Source organism: Flavobacterium sp. WV_118_3, assembly GCF_039778605.1.
Taxonomy (GTDB): Bacteria; Bacteroidota; Bacteroidia; order Flavobacteriales; family Flavobacteriaceae; genus Flavobacterium.
The window spans coordinates 2,869,101-2,891,091 of record NZ_CP156060.1 but is presented as its reverse complement, the minus strand read 5'-3'; the positions used below and the strand labels follow the sequence as shown (position 1 = coordinate 2,891,091).

Sequence of the window (21,991 nt, the reverse complement as noted above, 5' to 3'; positions counted from 1 at the left end):
AGCTTCTTATTTTAATTTAAAATGAAAATAGGTTTGCAAATCCGTTCTAATAAAAAATCCGCTGTGGAGCGGATCTTTTACTTATACTTTCATGATTTCGGCTTCTTTTGCAACCAAAGCCTCGTCAATCTTTTTAATGTAAATGTCCGTTAATTTCTGAACGTCTTCTTCGGCACTTTTGCAGATATCCTCGGATGTTCCGTCTTTTTCTAATTTTTTGATATCGGTATTCGCTTCTTTACGGGAATTTCGGATACTGATTTTAGCATCTTCCGCTTCCGATTTAGCCTGTTTTACCAGGTCGCGACGACGCTCTTCGGTTAATGGCGGAACACTAATGATGATATTGTCACCATTATTCATCGGATTAAAACCAAGATTGGCAATCATAATGGCCTTTTCGATAGGTTGTAACATGTTTTTCTCCCATGGCGTAACAGTAATCGTACGCGCATCCGGTGTGTTTACATTAGCAACCTGTGAAAGTGGCGTCTGAGATCCGTAATAGTCTACAAAAACACCACCCAACATCTGAGGGGTTGCTTTTCCGGCACGGATGTTTAGGAATGCTTTTTCAAGGTGCTCTAAAGAACCGTTCATCGATTCTTTGGTGCTATCTAAAATAAAATTAATTTCTTCGGTCATGATACTAATTTTTATAATTCAAAATTAAATATTTACTGTTGTTCCAACAGTCGCTCCTTCACAAACTTTTAATAAATTACCTTCTTTGTTCATGTCGAAAACGATAATTGGTAATTCGTTTTCCTGACTTAACGTGAAAGCGGTAGTGTCCATTACATTCAATCCTTTTTTCAATACCTCATCAAAAGAAATATAGTCGAATTTCACGGCATTGGCATCTTTTTCCGGATCGGCAGTATATACACCATCTACGCGGGTACCTTTCAGGATTACATCGGCATTAATTTCCACACCTCTTAAAACGGCTGCGGTATCGGTTGTGAAATACGGGTTACCGGTTCCGGCACCGAAGATTACGATTCGTCCTTTTTCAAGATGACGTACCGCTCTTCTTTTGATATACGGTTCGGCAATAGCCTCAATTTTCAAAGCAGTTTGTAAACGGGTTTGCATTCCGGCTTCTTCCAAAGCACCTTGTAACGCCATTCCGTTGATTACAGTGGCTAACATTCCCATATAATCCCCTTGAACTCTGTCCATTCCGTTACTGGCTCCGGCTACACCTCTGAAAATATTTCCACCTCCAATTACAATGGCGATTTCAACACCGTTGTCATGGATTTGTTTAATTTCAGCAGCATATTCGGCCAACCTTTTCGGATCAATACCATATTGGCGTTCTCCCATTAAAGCTTCACCACTTAGTTTCAAAAGAATTCTTTTGTATTTCATTGCAAGTTTTGTTTAGTGGTGCAAATATAGTTATTATCTGTTTTTTTAAAACGAAGTCCGTAAATATTTCTTAAACAAGCCGTGAGCATCCAAAGAAAAGGGATTGGTTTATAATTTCAATTCGAGATAGGATTTTTTTGCCGCCTCATATCCGATATTAAAAATCGCTTCCATCCGGGTTTTGTTGGTTTCGAAAGTGCTGAAAATGGATAATTCTTCCGGTTCGATCACCCAGTCGCAATTGTTGAATTTCTGCATATTCGAATTGGCCGAAAGCAGATCGAAAGCACGTGTGGTCACCGCTTTTATCGACGAGAGGTCTTTGGCTTCGATTTTCTGAATCGGACTCACATAGACACCAATCAGTGTGTCGCAGCGACCCTGTAATACATCGGTTGGGAAATGATTCAGAATGCCGCCATCACTATAAATGCTTCCTTTGATTTCGTAGGGCGACATCACACCCGGAAATGAGGAGGAGGCCAGAATGGCATCGACAATTTTGGTGTCGGGGCTAAAAATTTTCAGCTTGCCTTTTACCATGTCGGTGGCCGTAATATGGGTTTGTATTTTCAGATCGCCTAAAGTAGCGTCTTCAAAAATGGAACTGAAATACTTTTTAAACGATTCCGAATCGATTAGCCCGGCTTTTTTTAGTGTAAAGTGTTTCCAGTGGAAAAAATAAATCGACTTAAAAAATTCCAGAATCTCTTCGGGTGACTTTCCCCAGGCATATAAGGTTCCGATAATCGAACCGGCACTGGTTCCGGCAATATGGATTGGCCGTATGTTTTTTTCTTCTAAAAATTTTATCGCTCCGGCATGCGCCAATCCTTTGGTTCCACCGCCGGAAAGGATCAGTCCGATTGATTTTGTTTGTAAATCCATCTTTATTGTAAAAAGATAAAGTTACACTTTTTGTCCATTGGATTGTTACTTTTGTTACTTTTTAATGTGGACATTTGCGCTAACTTTGCACCGCATACTAAACAAAGTGAAATGGAAATGTATATTGAAGAAAGTCTGAAAAGAAGTTATTCGTATCAGGAATATAGAGGCTTGGTGACGAAATTGCTAAAAGAAGGAAAATCGACCGGGGCAGAACAATCGGATGATTTGTTGCATTACAGTGAATTAAATGAAGTCCGAATGAATCGTTTGGATAAAACGATACCGGTTCCGAATGTTATTGGTGAAGGATTAAAAAATATCGAAAAAAAATACATCTGGTTGGTACTTTCGGAAGGTTGGTGTGGCGATGCGGCTCAGATTGTGCCGGTATTGCATAAAATGGAATTGGAGGCGCCAAATATTGAGATGAAACTGGTATTCCGGGATGAAAATGAAGAGTTGATGCAAAAATTCCTGACCAACGGCGGAAAAGCGATTCCGAAATTAATCGTTCTGGATGCGGAAACAAAAGAAGTAAAAGCCGATTGGGGACCACGTCCGCAAGGTGCGAAACAGTTGATTCTGGATTATAAAGCGCAACACGGCGTGATTGACGAAACCGCCAAAACCGATTTGCAAAAATGGTATTTAAAAGACAAAGGTTTGTCGACACAAAAAGAATTACTCGACCTGATGCAAGGTTTGTAATAACAAAAAAAGTACTCTACGGAGTACCTTTTTTATTGTGGCGTTACTGACTCTTCAAAATCGGTAACGATCATAGCATTTTTAACGGAATAATCTCCTATTTTGGTGCGTCGTAATGCAGTTAAGTGCGCCCCGGATTGTAACGCAACGCCATAATCATATGCCAGTGAACGGATATAGGTTCCTTTGCTACAAACCACCCGAAAATCTACTTCAGGAAGTGCAATTCGGGTAATCTCAAACTCATGGATAACTGTTTTTCGGGCGGCAATTTCGACTTCTTCGCCTTTACGGGCGTGTTCGTACAAACGCTTTCCATCTTTTTTTATGGCTGAAAAAACCGGTGGTTTCTGGTTAATTTCACCTAAAAATTGAGCTATGGTTTTATACAGTAATTCCTCCGTGATATGATCGGTTGGGAAGGTCGCGTCGATTTCGGTTTCCAGATCATAGGATGGCGTGGTAGCGCCAATATGAAACGTTCCGGTGTATTCTTTGATCATTCCTTGTAATTCCGGAATGCGTTTGGTGAACTTACCGGTACATACAATGAGTAATCCCGTGGCTAACGGATCGAGTGTTCCGGCATGGCCAACCTTGATTTTTTTTAAACCCAGGTGTTTTTTTAGCGACCATTTAATTTTGTTTACGGCCTGAAAAGACGACCATTGTAACGGTTTGTCAATCAGAAGGACCTGACCTTCCTGATAGTGTTCTGCGGTTAAGGTTTCCATTATTTAGCGGAATAAAAATAAAGTAACAAACCAATTCCAACTACAATCCGGTACCAACCCCAAAATTTAAAACCGTATTTGGTAAGCACATTAATAAACGTTTTTACAGCAACCAAAGCGACTATAAAAGCCACAACATTTCCGATGATAAAAAAAGTAATATGATCCTGATCCTGTAAAATCATTTCATAGCCTTTCATTTCGGTGGCGGTTCCTTTTCCCCATGTTTTTACAAAAATGGAATAAACCGTCACGGCCAACATGGTTGGAACGGCCAGAAAGAACGAAAACTCAGCGGCGGCTTTTCGGCTTAAACCCTGTGCCATTCCTCCGATTATCGATGCGGCCGAACGCGAAGTTCCGGGCATCATGGCCAGGCATTGCCAAAAACCGATCGCAATACCATTTTTGATCGTAATCTCTTTTTCGTCGAGTATCGTTGGGTTTTTAAACCATTTGTCGGCAAATAATAAAACGACTCCACCGATAACCAAAACAGATGATATGGCAATCTGATTACCTAAAACGGCTTCGATTTTATCGTCGAAAAAGTAACCCAAAACCAAGGCCGGGATTACCGAAAAGGCCAGTTTAAAGTAAAAAGTAAGATTGGTGAAATCGAAAAACTTTTTCCAGTATAAGGCTACAATCGAAAGAATAGCGCCAAACTGAATGGAAACCTGGAACATTTTTAGAAACTCCGATTCTTCCATACCCATTAAAGCGGCTGTAAAGCCCATGTGTGCGGTAGAAGAAATCGGTAAATATTCGGTTAGTCCTTCGACTATGGCAATAATAAGTGCTTGTAATAAATCCATTAATTTTCTGCGCTATCCTTTTTAGGGTTTTTTAAAATAGCATAAATCGTAATTCCGAAACCGATTAGTACAACCGTTGGAGCCAGTTTGATACGTCTGAAATCAAAAATATCGGAACTAAATACATTTGGATCGTTACTACCACCGCCGGACATTAGTATAAAACCAAGGGCGATTACGGCCAGTCCGATAAAAAGGATTTTATAGTTGCTGCTTTCAAAAAGAAAGTCGTGTTTGTGCTTGTTTTCGTTTTCCATTAGAGTATTGAATTGATGATTCTTAATATAAATCGTCGGTTCTTAAATTTAAAAAGCGTTGTGTGGCAAAAAACGTACTGATCCAGGTGATGATAATTCCTACTACTAGTACGCCGGCCAAAACAATTCCGGTCGACAGGTAATCGGTAGCAATCCCCAGACTTGGGAACATTCCGTCGACATAATAAACCAGACCGATTAAAGCGGCAATGGCTAATCCGGAACCGATTAATCCCAGTTTGATACTTCTCCAGATAAACGGTTTACGGATAAACGATTTGGTCGCGCCAACCATTTGCATGGTTTTAATAATAAAACGGTTCGAGTGAATCGAAAGGCGAAGTGAGCTGTTGATCAAAAGCATAGCTACAAAAGCCAGTACGCCACTAACGATCAAAATCCAAAACGTAATTTTCTTTACGTTTTCATTTACCAGATCCACTAATTGTTTGTCGTAGATTACCTCGGTAACCATTGGGTTTTTACGGATATTGTTTTCGATTTCCTTAATACTGTCGGAAACTACATAATTCCCTTTCAGGTGAATGTCGTATGAATTTTGAAGTGGGTTAAAGCCAATAAACTCCATAAAATCCTCTCCGATAATGTCTTTGTGTTTTTTAGCTGCGTCGTCTTTAGAGACAAAAGACTGGTTTTTTACATAATTTGAGGCGGACAATTGTGTGCCGAATGCTTTCAGAATACTATCATTGGCCTGATTGTTAAAATAAACCGACATCGGGATATTTTCTTTAACATCATTGGAAATCTTTTCAGAATTGATAACAAAAAGCCCCAATGCGCCCAACAGGAACAACACTAAGAAAATACTTAAAATAACCGAAAAATAGGAAGAAATAAGTCTGCGTTTTTGATACTTTTCAAAAGATGTAGCCATAGAATCTGATTTAAGCCGTAAAAATAAGAAAGAAAATTGTTTTTAAGGTTTATAACGCTCAAAGTTTTAACTTTCTTATAATATAATGTAAATTTGCCTGCCCGAAAATGATACCCTATATTCGGGATTCAAAAAAGGAATACTAAAACAGGAAGATTATCCGGTAATTATAGCAATTCAGAGTAATGAAGTACAATCCAAATCAAATTGAAGCCAAATGGCAAAAGTACTGGTCCGAAAACCAGACCTTTAAAGCAGCGAACGATTCCGCGAAGCCAAAGTATTTTGTGTTAGATATGTTTCCGTATCCATCGGGAGCGGGACTGCATGTTGGGCATCCGCTGGGCTATATCGCGTCTGATATTTATGCGCGCTACAAACGTCACAAAGGATTCAATGTGTTACATCCGCAGGGGTATGACAGTTTCGGATTGCCGGCCGAGCAATATGCGATTCAAACCGGACAACATCCTGAAAAAACAACCAAAGAAAACATCGCCCGTTACCGCGAGCAATTGGATAAAATCGGGTTTTCATTCGACTGGAGCCGCGAAGTACGTACTTCCAATCCGGACTATTACAAATGGACACAGTGGATTTTTATCCAATTATTCAATTCCTGGTATAATAACGACAGCGACAAAGCCGAAGATATCAGTACGCTAACGGCCATTTTTGAAAAGGAAGGAAATGCAACGGTAAATGCGGTATGCGATGATGTCATCGTACCGTTTACAGCGGCACAATGGAATGCCTTTACAAAAGAAGAAAAAGAAAAAATCTTGTTGCAATACCGATTGACCTACCTGGCGGAAACCGAAGTAAACTGGTGTCCGGCCTTGGGAACGGTATTGGCAAATGATGAAATTATAAACGGTGTATCCGAACGTGGTGGTCACCCGGTGATCCGTAAAAAGATGACCCAGTGGAGTATGCGTATTTCGGCTTATGCCGAGCGTTTGCTACAAGGATTGGAAACGATCGACTGGAGCGAAAGTATTAAGGAAAGTCAGCGGAACTGGATCGGGAAATCGGTTGGAGCTGCGGTGACATTTAATTTAAAAGGACATGACGAGAAAGTAGCCGTTTTTACGACGCGTCCTGATACTATTTTTGGTGTTACTTTTATGACGTTAGCACCGGAACACGAATTGGTCGCTAAAATCACAACACCGGAACAAAAACAAGCGGTGGATGCCTATATTGAAGCTACGGCAAAACGTAGTGAAAGAGATCGTATGGCCGATGTGAAAACCATTTCGGGCGTATTTACCGGAGCTTATGCCGAGCATCCGTTTACCAAAGAACCGATTCCGGTTTGGATTGGCGATTATGTATTGGCGGGTTACGGAACCGGAGCTGTAATGGCCGTGCCATGTGGTGACGAACGGGATTACGCGTTTGCGAAACATTTCGGTATTCCGATTAAAAACATCTTCGAAGGTGTGGATATTTCGGAAGCAGCCTACTCCGACAAAGAAAATACAGTTATAGCCGATTCGGATTTTCTGAACGGTTTAAATTATAAAAAAGCAACCCAAAAAGCGATTGAAGCTTTGGAACAATTGGGACAAGGAAAAGGTAAAACCAACTATCGTTTGCGTGATGCGGTTTTCTCCAGACAACGTTATTGGGGGGAACCATTCCCGGTATATTATGTAAACGATTTGCCGCAGATGATCGACACCAAACATTTGCCAATCGTATTACCGGAAGTAGAAAAATATTTGCCAACCGAAGACGGACAACCGCCATTAGGAAATGCAACCGTTTGGGCTTGGGACAATGTAAACCATAAGGTAGTCAACAATGATTTAATTGATCATGTAACGGTATTCCCATTGGAATTAAACACCATGCCAGGTTGGGCGGGAAGCTCATGGTATTGGATGCGTTATATGGATGCGCATAACGATGCGGCATTTGCTTCGGAAGATGCCTTAAAATATTGGGAGAATGTCGACTTGTATATCGGTGGAAGCGAACACGCAACCGGTCACTTGTTGTATTCCCGTTTTTGGAATAAATTCTTAAAAGACAAAGGATTTGCACCAACGGAAGAGCCGTTTAAAAAACTGATCAACCAAGGGATGATTTTGGGAATGAGCGCGATAGTGTATCGATTTACAAATGGGGTGGAAGTAAAATTTGTGTCTAAAGATAAGATGCCGAATTCTGTGAATAAAATGCAAGCATTTGGTAGTTTATTGGAGAGAGAGGGAGTTGAAGTTTCAGATGATGCCTTTGTTGTTAGAACAATAAGTGTGTTGTCAACTAGTGATGAATCATCAGAGGCTAAACGTAAAAATTTAGAACAGGTATTGAAAATCCATGTCGATGTGAATCTGGTCAATGCATCGGATGAATTAGATATCGACGCATTTAAAAGCCATGCGTTATATCAGGAATATAAAAATGCTCAATTTATTACAAACGAAAATGGCAAATTTATCGTAGGTCGTGAAGTGGAAAAAATGTCCAAATCGAAATACAATGTGGTAAACCCGGATGATATTTGCGAACAATACGGAGCGGATACGTTGCGTTTGTACGAAATGTTTTTAGGGCCATTGGAGCAGGCAAAACCATGGAATACAGCCGGAATTACCGGAGTATCCGGATTTTTGAAAAAACTATGGCGTTTGTATTTTGACGATAACGGACTAATTGTAACCGATAATGAACCAAGCAAAGAAGCGTTAAAAACCCTACATAAAACGATCAAAAAGGTGCAGGAAGATATCGAAAACTTCTCGTTTAATACCTCTGTATCCGGATTTATGATCGCGGTAAACGAATTGTCGGCGGCGAAATGTAACGAACGTGCCATTTTGGAACCGCTAGCGATTTTGATTTCGCCCTATGCACCACATATTGCAGAAGAATTATGGGAAGCGTTAGGAAACGAAGGTTCAATTTCGCAGGTTCCGTTCCCGGTATTCGATGCCAAACATTTAGTGGAAAGCAGTAAAGAATATCCGGTGTCGTTTAATGGTAAAATGCGTTTTAAAATTGAATTACCAATGGATCTGACAGCGGCTGAAATTGAAAAAATCATTTTGGCAGACGAACGTACGATTGCACAGCTTAACGGAAACGCACCGAAAAAAGTGGTAATTGTACCGGGTAAGATTATCAATTTAGTAGGATAATTCACCTGACAAAATTGCATATTTTGTTAACGGAACGCTAATTGGCGCGCAGTTTGCTATTCTTTTTGGTATATTAGAAAACTAAATAAAAAAGAGAGAACATGCTGGGATATTATATTTTATTAGGAGCGATTGCTTTAGTAAGCTGGATTGTTAGTAATAAACTAAAAAGTAAATTCGAAGAATATTCGAGAATCCATTTGCGCAACGGAATGTCCGGAGCGGAAATAGCCGAAAAAATGCTGGCCGATAACGGAATTTACGATGTAAAAGTGATTTCGACTCCGGGACGTTTAACCGACCATTATAATCCGGTGGATAAAACGGTAAACCTGAGTGAAGCGGTATACAACCAACGTAATGCAGCGGCAGCGGCAGTAGCGGCTCACGAATGTGGACATGCGGTACAACACGCCACAGCCTATAGTATGTTGCAAATGCGTTCCCGAATGGTGCCAATTGTAAACGTAGCCTCTGGGATGTCACAATGGTTGATCATTGGTGGTTTGATTCTGGGTGCGGCGGCCAAAGTGGGATTCGGATTTTACATTGCCATTTTGGGATTGATCTTAATGGGTGTTGCAACGGCCTTTAGTTTTATCACCTTACCGGTGGAATACGACGCGAGTAACCGAGCATTGGCCTGGTTAAAAAACAAAAACATGTTAAGTCAGCAGGAATATGCCGGAGCGGAAGATGCCTTAAAATGGGCGGCCAGAACCTATGTGGTAGCGGCTATCGGTGCATTAGCATCCCTACTATATTGGGCGTTCCAGGTTTTTGGAAGAAGAGACTAAAATAAAATTGAAAACGATAAAAAAATCCGGTGTGAAAGCACCGGATTTTTTGTTTTATAACTGTATTTGTCGTTCGATTTGCTGATCCAGGGAGATAAAGGTTTCCGTTCGGGAGACGCCTTCAATAGCCTGGATTTTTTTGTTGAGCAATTGCATCAGATGTTCGTTATCGTGACAAATCAATTTGATCAAAATACTCCAGTTTCCAGTGGTGTAGTGGCATTCCAATACTTCCGGTATCTTTTTTAACTCCCGAACAGCTTCCGGATTTCGGGATGCTTTGTCCAGATAAATACCCACAAAGGCCATTGTACTGTAGCCTAATATTTTGTGACTTACGGTAAAACGGGAACCGGTTATCACACCGGCCTGTTCCAGTTTTCGCAATCGTTGGTGAATGGCCGCACCGGAAATTCCAATCTTACTGGCAATTTGTAATATCGGTTTTCGGGCATCTTCCATTAGGTAACGCAGGATCTCCTTGTCGATGCCGTCCATTTCAACTTGTAAGGAATTAAGCTTCATTTGAAATAAATTTATAGCTAAAGTTACAAAATGAAATAGAAATTGAAATAAAAAAAGCCTGATTTTCGAAAATCAGGCTTTTGCTATTATTTGTATCCTTTGTACGGAACGTCTTTTTCTTTAAAAATCACACCGTATTCTTCCAATTCTTTTAAAATCGGAAGGTAAACCTCCTTGTTTAAAGGAAGTTGTACACCCGGCGTTGTAATATTTCCGTTTAGGATTTGTAACGTAGCCATGGCTACCGGTAATCCAACGGTTTTTGCCATGGAAGTATAGGTCTGATCGTCGCCAATACATACCATTGTGGCGTCAATTTGTTTCTTTTCGCCGTTTACTTCATAGCCAAATTTGTGATACATCACGATCATATCTTTGTCGTCCGGTTCCAATGTCCAGCTATCGGTCAGGATTTTTTCAAGAATCTGAGCCGGAGTAGCATTTTTCAGTCCGATGATTTTGTTGGCATTAAACAAATCCAATTCCAGCAATTTGTCCCAAACCACATCATCCTGATCGATTTTCAGAATATGACGTAATTTGATTTCAACGGAATCCGTAGGATGATACGGTAAAAACAAATTCACAAACTCGCGGTAACTCATCGTTTCCGAATTATCGATGGCATACGAATCGTCGGTCATTCCCAACTGTACAAACATATCCCAGGCTCTGGAATATCCTACGCGTCGGATCGTTCCGCGGAAAACCGTCAAGGCATTATCCAATCCGTAAACGCTACGGTATTTTAAGGAATCTCGGTTGGCATAGCCTTCAAAGCGGCCATAACCTTCTACTTCCAGAAATTCGGTTCTTCTGAAAAGTTTGTGATACGGAATGTATTTATAGGTACCTTCCTGAATAAACTTCGCAGCGCCACCCTGTCCGGCCAAAACTACGTTACGCGGATTCCAGGTAAATTTATAATTCCATAAGTTAGTGTCCGATTCCGGAGCTACCAATCCGCCGCAAAACGATTCGAAAAGAATTACATTTCCGTTTTTTTCGCGGATTTCATCCAGTACTTTCATCGCGCTCATATGATCGATTCCCGGATCCAATCCGATTTCGTTCATAAAAACAAGGTTATTGGCAATGGCAGCCTCGTTTAGTTCCTGCATCGCATCCGAAATATAAGAGGCGGTAACCATATGTTTTTTATAGGTAATACAGTCTTTGGCTACTTCAATATGTAAAAAAGCCGGAAGCATCGAGATTACGATATCGGCTTTCTGAATTTCCGCTTTGCGTTGTGCTTCGTTATGGATGTCGAAAGCAATAGCAGTGGCTCTTGGGTGATTGTTAGTTTTCTTTTGTGCTAATTCTAAAGATAAATCGCCGATGGTAAGGTGTAGATTTTCCTGTTCCGATTTATCCAGTAAATATTTTATGAGTGACGAAGCCGAGCGACCGGCTCCGATAATTAAAATATGTCTCATGCTGGTTGTTTGTTTTAAAAAGTCTACGAAAATATGAATTTGTTATTTTCTTTAAAAATATAAAAGATGATTAATGTCATTATTTAACTTTTTAAAATAATGCTACCTTTGATAGGAAATAAATACACGATGGATAGAAAAACAATTGCAGCGGCTGCTATAATGGGAGCTGTTGCTATAATATTAGGGGCTTTTGGAGCACACGGACTGAAAAAGGTGCTGGATGAAACACAATTGGCAACTTTCGAAACGGGTGTGAAGTATCAGATGTACCATGCCTTATTCTTATTATTTGTAGGAATGACAACATTGACAACGGAAAGGGTCAAAAAGACCATTTGTTACCTTACGGTTATCGGAGTGTTGTTTTTTTCGGGATCGATTTATTTGCTGGCGACGAGTACGGCAACCGGGATCGATTTTAAATTTTTAGGACCGATAACCCCAATTGGTGGGCTTTTGATGATCCTGGCCTGGTTGCTCCTTTTTGTACAGGTAATCAGGAAAAAAGCATAATATTTATTAAAAAAAAATTATTCTAAAATTAAATTTTTACTTTTGCGTTCTTAAATAACAAAACAACACATTTTTAAGTTATGAATGTTACGAATATAATTTCATTAGAAAAATACGGGATCAAGGACACGGTTGAGATTATTTATAATCCGTCTTACGATCACCTATATAATGAAGAATTAAATACGGAGCTGGAAGGATTCGAGAAGGGGCAGTTGACAGAACTTGGTGCCGTTAACGTTATGACGGGTGTATTTACGGGAAGATCTCCTAAAGACAAATACATTGTTAAAGACGATATTACAAAAGATACCATTTGGTGGACATCAGAAAAAGCAGTTAACGATAACAAACCAATTTCTCAGGATACCTGGAATGCTTTAAAAGAGACTACAGTAAGCCAGCTTTCCGGAAAGAAATTATATGTTGTAGATGCTTTTTGTGGCGCTAACGAAAACACACGATTAAAAGTGCGTTTTATTATGGAAGTGGCATGGCAGGCACATTTTGTAAAAAATATGTTTATTCGTCCTACGGAAGCAGAGCTTGAAAACTTTGGAGAGCCGGATTTCGTAGTAATGAACGGTTCGAAAGCAACTTTCAAGGATTATGCAGCACACGGATTAAACTCAGAAGTATATGTCGCTTTTAACCTTACCGAAAAAATTCAGTTAATTGGAGGAACGTGGTATGGTGGTGAAATGAAAAAAGGGTTGTTCTCGATGATGAACTACTACCTTCCATTACAGGGAATCGCTTCGATGCACTGTTCTGCTAATAAAGGAAAAGATGGTGATGTAGCGGTATTCTTCGGATTATCCGGAACCGGAAAAACAACCTTGTCAACCGATCCAAAACGGGAATTAATCGGAGACGATGAGCACGGATGGGATAACGAAGGGGTGTTTAACTTTGAAGGTGGTTGTTATGCCAAAACAATCGATCTAAGCAAAGAAAACGAACCGGATATTTTTAATGCAATCCGTAAAGATGCATTGTTAGAAAATGTTACGGTAGATGCCGATGGTAAAATTGACTTTAAAGATGGTTCTGTAACACAAAATACACGTGTTTCATATCCGATCTATCATATTGATAATATTGTAAAACCGGTATCGAAAGCCGGACACGCTTCTAAAGTAATCTTTCTTACGGCAGATGCATTTGGGGTAATGCCACCAGTTTCTAAATTAACACCGGAGCAAACCAAATACTTCTTCTTGTCTGGATTTACGGCAAAGCTGGCTGGGACGGAGCGTGGTGTAACACAACCGGAGCCAACTTTCTCGGCTTGTTTTGGAAAAGCATTCTTGTGTTTGCATCCAACGAAATACGGAGAAGAACTGGTTAAGAAAATGGAAGAGCACAATGCGACGGCTTATATGGTAAATACAGGATGGAACGGAACCGGAAAACGTATTTCTATTAAAGATACCCGTGCGATTATCGACAGAATCCTTGACGGATCGATCGAAAAAGCGGAAACGGCTATCGTTCCGATTTTTAATCTGGAAGTGCCTACAGCATTGGCAGAGGTGAATACGGAGATTCTTGATCCTAGAAACACCTATGCAGATGCGTCGGAGTGGACAACAAAGGCAACAGATCTTGCAGGGTTGTTTATCAAAAACTTTGTACAGTACACCGATAATGAAGAAGGTCAGAATTTAGTTAAGGCTGGTCCGCAACTATAATCTTATCCTTATAAAATATAGAAAAGCTATCTCGAAAGAGGTAGCTTTTTTGTTTTAGGTATAATTGGGTCTTGACTGTACGTTTTTGCCTGTGATTTTAGACGATCAATTGGTGTTAAAATTGTTAATTTTAGGTTGTTAATGTGTTATGTTAACAATTTGTGTAATCCGTAATAAAAATGTAAAAAAACCGTAATTTTTATCTATCATTTCGCAGTATTTTTAAGTGGTTGTTTAAGTAAAAGTATTTTTAATTTTAACAGTTGCTGGAGAGTAAGCAGTGGGCGGGGCTATGTTGTTGAAATCCAGTTCTGTTGAAATTAAAAGTCGGAATTTAAAAAGTGGAATTAGTACAATTACCAAAACACGAACTGAAGAATTGTGATACTTTAGGTTGGCGTATTTAAGTAAAATGGATACGATTTTTCCTTGATTGTAGATTTAAGAATTTCGGTTTTTGTATAATATTGTTTCTTGTAGCTGATAATCAGTTTTGCTGATGTTGGTGATAAGAAAAAAATCACATCATAAGAGTTATCCATTCGCTGATTGCTTAAAATGATGGGATTGTAATAGAATAGTCGGATCTATCCTTTATATATTCGATTTTGTTTTTTTGAGAGTTTAAAAGAAAAAAGCTTCCTTTAAGGAAGCTTTTTTTATTTTGAATTATTTGTCTTTGGATTCTTTGTTGGCTTTGGAGATGTATTTTTCTAAAGCCATGGTCATCGACGGTGTTTCAGGTGTCGGAGCCATGATGTCAACGCGTAAGCCATGTTCAATAGCTTCTTTTTGTGTGGTGCTTCCGAAAACAGCAATACGGGTGTTGTTTTGTTGGAAATCCGGGAAATTTTTGAATAAAGATTTGATTCCGGTTGGACTAAAGAAAGCCAGTACATCGTAATAAACATCCTTTAAGTCGGAAAGATCACTCATAACCGTTCTGTAGAATGTTCCAGGAGTCCAGTCAACTTTTAAATTGTTTAAAGTTTGGGGTATGTCGGCGTTTAGCTGATCCGATGAAGGAAGTAGGAATTTTTCATCTTTGTATTTTTTAACCAACGGCGATAGGTCGACAAAATCTTTTTGACCCACATAGATTTTTCGTTTTCTGTAAACGACATATTTTTGTAAATAGAAAGCGATGGCTTCTGACTGGCAAAAATACTTTAAGTCTTCAGGAACTTTATAACGCATTTCCTCAGCAACTCTGAAAAAGTGATCGACGGAGTTTTTGCTGGTTAGGATGATAGCCGAATAATTGTTTAAATCAATTTTTTGCTGTCTTACCTCCTTAGCAGGAACGCCCTCTACGTGAATAAATGGTCTAAAGTCGACTTTGATTTTAAGCTTTTGTTGCAGCTCAAAATACGGTGAATTTTCTACTTTAGGTTCTGGTTGCGAAACCAAGATTGTTTTCACTTTCATATTAAAATAATTGTAATGCTCTAACTTTTCGTAAACCAATAATACATGAAATAATAGGGGGCTATTTCAAGAGTGCAAAGATATAAAATAAAATAGAACAGCTTACTTAGTATGGAATTTTGATAAATCTTTAATGTTAGTGCATAAGTTGCTATGTTTATTATTAAAATAGTAATGATAATCCCTAAAATTAGATTTTTTGATGGGAAATCGTTATAGAAAAGGACTAAATTGAGGGGTAGAACGAGTAATCCGATGTAGGTTCGGTAGTTAACTTTTTGTAAATTAAACTGCTCATTAAACTCTTCAATGTTAAATGAAGTGGCGATGATCTTTTCGATCAGGTATTTGGACAGGATAAATACCCCCAAAAGCGTGATAATCTGAATATACGAAATCCAGTTGGTTTTGGTGGTATAACCGTAATAACTCATGATGATTTGAATCAGGAATGCAAAGGAGATTAATTGTACCAGAAACATGGAAATGGTAAACCAGCTTTGCATGTTTCCGCTATCCTTGTAAATCTTAATATATTTATCGGATATTCCCAGTCGGATAAATTCGTTAAAACGGACTTCAAATATGGTTTTGTTAATAGCGAGTAAAACAAAGCACAGTACAAACAGTACGGTTGCCCAGTCTTTGTTTTCGACGACTCTTTCGGTAAATAATAGATCCATCATAATGCCTGTAAAAGTACTAATTTTTAAGTGGAATATTTTTATTATACTTTTATTATGAAACAACCATCGGAAATAGTGTATTTTTGCAGGCAAATTTAGTTAAAAAATGAGCTTGGGCATAGTTGTTATTCCTACATACAATGAGATCGAAAATATTGAGGGCATTATCAGAGCTGTTTTCGAATTGGACGTTTCATTTGATGTGCTGATTGTCGACGACAATTCGCCGGATGGAACTGCGACTAAGGTAAAAGAACTTCAGGAATTGTTCCCGAATCGCTTGTTTTTAGAAAACCGACTTAAAAAGTCAGGACTCGGAACGGCTTATGTACACGGATTTAAATGGGCATTAGCACGGAATTACGAATATATTTTCGAAATGGATGCCGATTTCTCCCATAACCCCAAAGATCTCGAACGTTTGTATAAAGCCTGCGTCGATGGTGCCGGAATGGCTATTGGCTCGCGGTATGTAACCGGTGTTAATGTGGTAAACTGGCCGTTAAACCGCGTACTGTTGTCCTATTTCGCTTCGGTATATGTCGACCTGATTACCGGTATGAAAATCCATGATGCAACGGCAGGATTTATTTGTTACAGACGAGAAGTGTTGGAAGAAATCAATCTGGATAAAATTAAATTTGTAGGATACGCTTTTCAGATCGAAATGAAATACAGAACCTTTGTCAAAAAAATGAAAATAGTAGAAGTGCCTATTATTTTTACCGATCGGACTAAAGGACAGTCAAAAATGAGTAATGCTATTATAAAAGAAGCTATTTTTGGCGTAATTACACTGCGCTTTAAAAAAATGATAAACCGATTATAGATTATAAGATAGAAAAGTACGATGAGCAAGATATTGATCAAGAATGCGAAGATTGTTAATGAAGGAGTTATCTTTGAAGGAGATGTGCTGGTGGAAGATAAATATATCAAGGAAGTTGCAGCAAGCATCAGTCCGAAATCTTCCGACTGTATCATTATTGATGCAGAAGGAAACTATCTTATACCGGGAGCAATCGATGATCAGGTGCATTTCCGCGAACCGGGATTAACCCATAAAGGAAATATTGCCTCCGAATCCAGAGCTGCGGTAGCGGGAGGAATAACCTCGTTTATTGAACAGCCCAATACGGTTCCGAATGCGGTAACTCAGGAATTATTAGAACAAAAATACCAGATTGCAGCCGAAACCTCTTATGCGAATTATTCGTTTATGATGGGCGGAACCAATGATAATCTGGAAGAGATACTGAAAACGAATCCCAAAAATGTAGCGGGAATTAAATTGTTTTTGGGATCATCGACCGGAAATATGTTGGTAGACAATGAAGAGACATTGGAGAAAATCTTTTCCAGTACGCCAATGCTGATTGCGGTTCATTGTGAAGACGAAGGAACGATTAAAGCCAATCTTGAAAAATATAAAGAAGAATACGGTGATAATATTCCGGTAAAATTCCATCACCTGATTCGTAGCGAGGAAGCGTGTTATATTTCGTCGTCAAAAGCGATTGAGCTGGCGAAAAAAACAGGTGCGCGATTGCATATCTTCCACGTATCGACAGCAAAGGAAACAGAATTGTTTACCAATAAGATTCCGTTGGAAGATAAAAAGATCACGGCAGAAGTATGTGTACACCATTTATGGTTTACGGATGCCGATTATGAGAAAAAAGGGAATCTGATCAAATGGAATCCGGCGGTAAAAACAGCAAAAGATCGCGATGAATTATGGAAAGCGTTGCTGGATGATCGTATTGATGTAATTGCAACCGACCATGCGCCACATACGCTTGAGGAAAAACAAAATCCATATACCAGTGCTCCTTCCGGAGGTCCGTTAGTACAGCATGCTGTTGTAGCGATGTTTGAGGCCTATCATCAGGGAAAAATTTCATTAGAGAAGATCGTTGAAAAAATGGCACACAATCCGGCAAAAATCTTTAAAATTGAAAAAAGAGGTTTTATCCGCGAAGGGTATTTTGCCGATTTGGTTTTGGTAAACGCCGGGCAACCGTGGACGGTTAAAAAAGAAAATATACTCTATAAATGTGGCTGGTCGCCTTTTGAAGGAGCTAATTTTAAATCGAGAATTACCCATACCCTGGTAAACGGACAGTTAGTTTATGTGAATTCAAAAGTGAAAGACATTCGTTGTGGTGAACGTTTGTTATTTGATAGATAAAATTATGAAAAAGATCCTGTTACTTATTGGTTTGCTGAGTTTTGTTGTTGCCTGTGATAAACAGGCAATGGAGAAGCCTGTTAATTTGATTCCGGAAGATAAGATGGTGGAAATATTAACGGATATAGCCATTTATCAAGCTGTAGAAGGTTATGATCCGCAGAAACTAACAACCAATAACGTGAAGTTAAACGATTTTATTTTTAATAAATATAAAGTCAATGCCAAGGTAATTGAAACGAGCAATAAATACTATGCTTCCGATGTGGAAGGATATAAAAAACTATATGCAAAAGTGATCGATAACTTAAGTGAACGACGAAAAGAAGCCGGAATTGAAATTGAAAAAACAACAGGTGTTAAGCCTGTCGATGCTCAATAATATAACGTTTTGCTAAATCAGAAAGATACGACTCCATAGGAGTAAAGGAATAGTCCAGTTGCTGGACTATTTTTTTTGGACTGAATGTTTCCTGTGAATGTGCCGATTTGGCCGTTGCTTTGGTAAAACTTCTTTTTTGGAAAAAAACAGTCGAAAACAACCAATCCAATCGCCAGGCAATTGCGGTGGCAAATGGGCCGGCATAAAAAGAAGGTCTTTTTTTAGACATACCGTCGGCAATGGTAAACAGGATTTTTTCCAGAGAAAGATTTTCGGCTACCAATGTAAAACGTTCTCTTGAAACCGAGCTGTCCATTAGTGAGATCATAATTTTTACGACATCCTCCACGGCAATAACGCCGGTTACTCCTTTGGAATAAAACGGGAATCCGGAAGCGATTTGTTTAAAAATTTGTCCGCTGCCATTGTTCCAAAAACCACTGCCAAAAATAATTCCGGGATTTACGACCACGACATCCAGTCCTTCCTGAGAGGCACGCCAAACTTCCATTTCGGCGCCAAACTTGGTAATGGCATAATCGCCATGCAGTTTTTCGGGATTCCAGTCGGTTTCTTCGGTAATAACCGATTGTCCTTCCGGAGCATCGCCCAAAGCGGCAATAGAACTCACATAACACAGTTTTTTTACGTTAAAGGCAATGGCGCAGTTAACAATATTCGCTGTTCCTTCGATATTTGTTTTTCGTAGCTTTTCTTCGTCTTTCGGATCGAACGAAATCAACGCGGCACAATGGTATACATAGTCGACATCCTTAAAGGCTTTTTCCAGTCTTGGGATATCGGTAATGTCTGCTTGAAACCATTCGATTTGATCAAAGGATTCCAGTTGTTGATGTGTCTCGAAAAGTCTTCGGGTTATGGCGATATTGACTTCGGTACGGAAAATAGCACGAACGCTTTCTCCTTTCTGAAGTAATTCCAGAAGAAGATAAGCTCCCACTAATCCGGTTCCGCCTGTAACAAGTATCATAGTTGCAAATGTACTAATTATCGCCACGGATAAAAGTAAGAAATATTTTAAAATTAAAAATTGTCAAAAAACAGGGTGTTTGAAATGCCTTAATTCGACTATCTTTGTGCAAATTGAAAAAAAAATGAAGAATTTTATTGAAGAAGTGACTTGGAGAGGAATGCTCCACGACGTTATGCCAGGCACGGAAGAACATTTGTTGGAGCAGATGCGGGTAGCGTATGTGGGAATTGACCCAACAGCGGATTCATTGCATATTGGACATTTGGTAGGCGTAATGATGCTGAGACATTTTCAGTTAAGCGGCCACAAGCCTTTGGCGTTGGTTGGTGGTGCGACTGGAATGATCGGAGATCCGTCGGGTAAATCGAACGAACGAAACCTGTTGGACGAAGCTACATTGCGACACAATCAGGATTCGATTAAGGCACAGTTGTCTCGTTTTCTGGATTTTACCTCCGATGCGCCCAATGCAGCAGAATTAGTGAATAACTATGACTGGATGAAGGAATTCTCGTTTTTGGATTTTATCCGTGATGTAGGAAAACACATTACTGTAAACTACATGATGGCTAAAGACTCCGTAAAAAAACGGCTTTCATCGGAATCGGCTGAAGGAATGTCTTTTACCGAATTTACGTATCAGTTGGTTCAGGGGTATGACTTTTTACATTTGTACAAAGCGAAAAATTGTACGCTTCAGATGGGAGGAAGTGACCAATGGGGTAATATTACCACTGGAACAGAATTGGTGCGCCGAAAAGAGAGCGGAAAAGCGTATGCGCTAACGTGTCCGTTAATTACAAAAGCCGACGGAACCAAATTTGGAAAATCCGAAGGTGGAAATATCTGGTTGGATGCCGAAAGAACATCGCCATATAAATTCTACCAATACTGGTTGAATACGTCCGATACGGATGCAGAAAAATATATCAAGATCTTTACCTTTTTATCAAAAGAGGAAATCGAAACCTTGATCGAACAGCATAGAGGTGAGCCGCATTTACGTGCTTTACAAAAGCGTTTGGCGGAAGAAATTACCATTATGGTACATTCGAAAGCCGATTTAGAAAATGCGATCAAAGCGTCGAATATTTTATTTGGAAACTCCACATCGGAAGACTTAAAAGACTTGGATGCCAAAACGTTTTTGGATGTTTTTGAAGGTGTACCGCAGGCTGAAATTACCCAATCGGAAATCGAATCCGGAGTGGGTATTATCGAAGCGTTATCGGGTAAATCCGGATTTTTGGCTTCCAATAGCGAAGCGCGTCGGGCTTTAAAAGAAAACTCGATTGCAGTGAACAAAGAAAAAGTAGCCGAAGACTACCAAATCACAAGTAAAGACCTGATCAACGGACAGTTTGTACTGTTGCAAAGAGGGAAAAAGAATTATTTTGTGATTCGTGCCGTATAAAAAGAGGGAGTTTTAAACTCCCTCTTTTTATTTTATAATACCATCAGGTTACAACCTCGTATATCGGAATTGTCAAACCGTCCGAGTACTTCAAAAGAATGGTTTGCATATTTTTTGCCTAAATCCTGTGTGGCAATAAACGAACAGGAATTGATATTGGCCAGATCAATCACATTAATACCACCGGTTTTGCCGGTTTCAATATAGGATAGCGCATCTTCCGTATCGCGAATCAGGATATCCATCCAGGGCGGGCATTCGAAAACGCCATCGCCTAACGAATACGCCTGCGAAAGTAATTCTGTCATGCCATATTCGGAGTGAATTTTAGAAACACCAAAACCCTTGCATAAAATAGCGTGCAATTCTTCGCGGATAATCTCTTTACGGCGTCCTTTCATTCCGCCGGTTTCCATGATGATTGTATTTTTTAGTTCGAACGATTGCATTTCGATCAGATCCAATAGCGCATAAGTAACGCCAATCAGGATTACGTTCTGACCTTCGTTATCGAGTTGGATTAACTTGGTTATCAGTTCGTCGTAATTGTTCAGGTAGAAGCCGCTATCCGGTTGGTTGGAGCGTTGTATCAGATCTTCGACCATATAGATAAGGGAAGAGCCTTCACGTTCCAGATAGGAGGGCAAAAGTGCCAAAACTACATAATCTTCAATATTGCCGTAGAATTGCGAAAAGCCGAGTCGGAAACTTTCTTCGTAATACTGTAAGTCGGTTACCAAATGCCGACTCGTCGTTGTTCCTGTAGTTCCGCTGCTTGTAAAGGTAGTCTGAACCGGATCGGTACTACTTACCACCTCGTGACTTTTAAAAAACTGGATGGGTAAAAACGGAATGTCTTGTATCTGTTTGACATTGGTTTTATCCTTTTTTAAAAGGGTGCAAAAATCCCGATAGACACTATTGTTGTCGAACTGATGACGGAAGACTTTGAGCGTGGTTTTTTCAAATTCCTTTTTAGAGGCAATCTGAAAGATATCGGCAGAAGTGATCAAGATTATAACTTTTTGAGCAAAAATACAAAATAAAAAAGCACCAACGCGAGTTGGTGCTTTTGAAAAAAAATATCGGA

22 protein-coding genes are annotated in these 21,991 nt (G+C 39.5%); 9 read left to right on the top strand and 13 right to left on the bottom strand.

The genetic code is table 11. The features are described from left to right. Positions 1-81: 81 nt before the first annotated feature. From frr to ABFU83_RS13475, 3 genes are all read right to left on the bottom strand, one after another. Entirely contained in the window at positions 82-645 is a 564-nt protein-coding gene (gene frr / locus ABFU83_RS13485) for a ribosome recycling factor (protein ID WP_347066668.1), read from the bottom strand. A 24-nt stretch (positions 646-669) separates the two neighbouring features. Beyond that, the gene (gene pyrH, locus ABFU83_RS13480; RefSeq protein ID WP_347066667.1) at positions 670-1,377 is read right to left on the bottom strand and encodes a UMP kinase; all 708 of its coding nucleotides are present in this window, start codon (positions 1,375-1,377) and stop codon (positions 670-672) included. Positions 1,378-1,485: 108 nt separating this feature from the next. After that, on the bottom strand, positions 1,486-2,265 hold the full coding sequence (locus tag ABFU83_RS13475; RefSeq protein ID WP_347066666.1) for a patatin-like phospholipase family protein: 780 nt from the start codon (positions 2,263-2,265) through the stop codon (positions 1,486-1,488). A 111-nt stretch (positions 2,266-2,376) separates the two neighbouring features. Between ABFU83_RS13475 and ABFU83_RS13470 the strand changes: the two genes are divergently transcribed. Continuing rightward, the gene (locus tag ABFU83_RS13470) at positions 2,377-2,976 is read left to right on the top strand and encodes a thioredoxin family protein (RefSeq protein WP_347066664.1); all 600 of its coding nucleotides are present in this window, start codon (positions 2,377-2,379) and stop codon (positions 2,974-2,976) included. A 32-nt stretch (positions 2,977-3,008) separates the two neighbouring features. On the opposite strand, the gene truB is transcribed toward ABFU83_RS13470, so the two are convergent. Genes truB through ABFU83_RS13450 form a run of 4 tightly spaced genes read right to left on the bottom strand, consistent with a single transcriptional unit; the run spans position 3,009 to position 5,683 of the window. Then, the gene (gene truB / locus ABFU83_RS13465) at positions 3,009-3,710 is read right to left on the bottom strand and encodes a tRNA pseudouridine(55) synthase TruB (protein WP_347066663.1); all 702 of its coding nucleotides are present in this window, start codon (positions 3,708-3,710) and stop codon (positions 3,009-3,011) included. After that, positions 3,710-4,528 (bottom strand): undecaprenyl-diphosphate phosphatase, encoded by an 819-nt coding sequence (locus ABFU83_RS13460; RefSeq protein WP_347066662.1) that lies wholly within the window; start codon positions 4,526-4,528, stop codon positions 3,710-3,712. Before ABFU83_RS13460 ends, truB begins: the two co-directional genes overlap by 1 nt. Next, the gene (locus ABFU83_RS13455; protein WP_347066661.1) at positions 4,528-4,785 is read right to left on the bottom strand and encodes a DUF3098 domain-containing protein; all 258 of its coding nucleotides are present in this window, start codon (positions 4,783-4,785) and stop codon (positions 4,528-4,530) included. The genes ABFU83_RS13460 and ABFU83_RS13455 overlap by 1 nt, the downstream gene beginning before the upstream one ends. A gap of 22 nt (positions 4,786-4,807) precedes the next feature. Further along, a complete protein-coding gene (locus ABFU83_RS13450; RefSeq protein WP_347066659.1) occupies positions 4,808-5,683 on the bottom strand; it encodes a permease-like cell division protein FtsX in 876 nt (291 codons plus the stop codon). Positions 5,684-5,868: 185 nt separating this feature from the next. Between ABFU83_RS13450 and ABFU83_RS13445 the strand changes: the two genes are divergently transcribed. Together ABFU83_RS13445 and ABFU83_RS13440 are read left to right on the top strand one after the other, a co-directional pair. Next, on the top strand, positions 5,869-8,835 hold the full coding sequence (locus ABFU83_RS13445; protein WP_347066657.1) for a class I tRNA ligase family protein: 2,967 nt from the start codon (positions 5,869-5,871) through the stop codon (positions 8,833-8,835). A 101-nt stretch (positions 8,836-8,936) separates the two neighbouring features. Further along, the gene (locus ABFU83_RS13440) at positions 8,937-9,632 is read left to right on the top strand and encodes a zinc metallopeptidase (RefSeq protein ID WP_347066656.1); all 696 of its coding nucleotides are present in this window, start codon (positions 8,937-8,939) and stop codon (positions 9,630-9,632) included. A 54-nt stretch (positions 9,633-9,686) separates the two neighbouring features. On the opposite strand, the gene ABFU83_RS13435 is transcribed toward ABFU83_RS13440, so the two are convergent. Next, on the bottom strand, positions 9,687-10,157 hold the full coding sequence (locus ABFU83_RS13435; protein ID WP_136403967.1) for an Lrp/AsnC family transcriptional regulator: 471 nt from the start codon (positions 10,155-10,157) through the stop codon (positions 9,687-9,689). An 86-nt stretch (positions 10,158-10,243) separates the two neighbouring features. Continuing rightward, positions 10,244-11,596 carry a saccharopine dehydrogenase C-terminal domain-containing protein gene (locus ABFU83_RS13430; protein WP_347066654.1) on the bottom strand — a complete coding sequence of 451 codons (1,353 nt, stop codon included), beginning with the start codon at positions 11,594-11,596 and terminating at the stop codon, positions 10,244-10,246. A gap of 129 nt (positions 11,597-11,725) precedes the next feature. Here ABFU83_RS13430 and ABFU83_RS13425 point away from each other — a divergent pair, with 129 nt between their 5' ends. Beyond that, positions 11,726-12,112, top strand: a complete 387-nt coding sequence (locus ABFU83_RS13425; RefSeq protein ID WP_347066652.1) for a DUF423 domain-containing protein — start codon at positions 11,726-11,728, stop codon at positions 12,110-12,112. An 80-nt stretch (positions 12,113-12,192) separates the two neighbouring features. Beyond that, positions 12,193-13,806 (top strand): phosphoenolpyruvate carboxykinase (ATP), encoded by a 1,614-nt coding sequence (pckA, locus tag ABFU83_RS13420; RefSeq protein ID WP_347066650.1) that lies wholly within the window; start codon positions 12,193-12,195, stop codon positions 13,804-13,806. 669 nt (positions 13,807-14,475) lie between these two features. On the opposite strand, the gene ABFU83_RS13415 is transcribed toward pckA, so the two are convergent. Both ABFU83_RS13415 and ABFU83_RS13410 read right to left on the bottom strand, forming a co-directional pair. Then, positions 14,476-15,234 carry a uroporphyrinogen-III synthase gene (locus ABFU83_RS13415; RefSeq protein ID WP_347066648.1) on the bottom strand — a complete coding sequence of 253 codons (759 nt, stop codon included), beginning with the start codon at positions 15,232-15,234 and terminating at the stop codon, positions 14,476-14,478. Between the two features lie 20 nt (positions 15,235-15,254). Then, complete coding sequence (locus tag ABFU83_RS13410) at positions 15,255-15,920, bottom strand: DUF4271 domain-containing protein (protein WP_347066646.1); 666 nt, start codon at positions 15,918-15,920, stop codon at positions 15,255-15,257. Between the two features lie 106 nt (positions 15,921-16,026). Between ABFU83_RS13410 and ABFU83_RS13405 the strand changes: the two genes are divergently transcribed. Genes ABFU83_RS13405 through ABFU83_RS13395 form a run of 3 tightly spaced genes read left to right on the top strand, consistent with a single transcriptional unit; the run spans position 16,027 to position 18,493 of the window. Next, positions 16,027-16,749: a polyprenol monophosphomannose synthase gene (locus tag ABFU83_RS13405; RefSeq protein WP_347066645.1), complete on the top strand. Its 723-nt coding sequence runs from the start codon at positions 16,027-16,029 to the stop codon at positions 16,747-16,749. 21 nt (positions 16,750-16,770) lie between these two features. Next, entirely contained in the window at positions 16,771-18,111 is a 1,341-nt protein-coding gene (locus ABFU83_RS13400) for a dihydroorotase (protein WP_347066643.1), read from the top strand. Positions 18,112-18,115: 4 nt separating this feature from the next. After that, positions 18,116-18,493: a DUF4296 domain-containing protein gene (locus ABFU83_RS13395; protein WP_347066641.1), complete on the top strand. Its 378-nt coding sequence runs from the start codon at positions 18,116-18,118 to the stop codon at positions 18,491-18,493. Here the strand turns inward: ABFU83_RS13395 and ABFU83_RS13390 are convergent. Further along, complete coding sequence (locus tag ABFU83_RS13390) at positions 18,471-19,484, bottom strand: NAD-dependent epimerase/dehydratase family protein (protein WP_347066639.1); 1,014 nt, start codon at positions 19,482-19,484, stop codon at positions 18,471-18,473. The genes ABFU83_RS13395 and ABFU83_RS13390 overlap by 23 nt on opposite strands. A gap of 124 nt (positions 19,485-19,608) precedes the next feature. Here ABFU83_RS13390 and tyrS point away from each other — a divergent pair, with 124 nt between their 5' ends. After that, a complete protein-coding gene (gene tyrS, locus ABFU83_RS13385; protein ID WP_347066637.1) occupies positions 19,609-20,901 on the top strand; it encodes a tyrosine--tRNA ligase in 1,293 nt (430 codons plus the stop codon). A gap of 32 nt (positions 20,902-20,933) precedes the next feature. On the opposite strand, the gene ABFU83_RS13380 is transcribed toward tyrS, so the two are convergent. After that, the gene (locus ABFU83_RS13380; protein ID WP_347066636.1) at positions 20,934-21,914 is read right to left on the bottom strand and encodes an acyl transferase; all 981 of its coding nucleotides are present in this window, start codon (positions 21,912-21,914) and stop codon (positions 20,934-20,936) included. Positions 21,915-21,991: the final 77 nt, after the last annotated feature.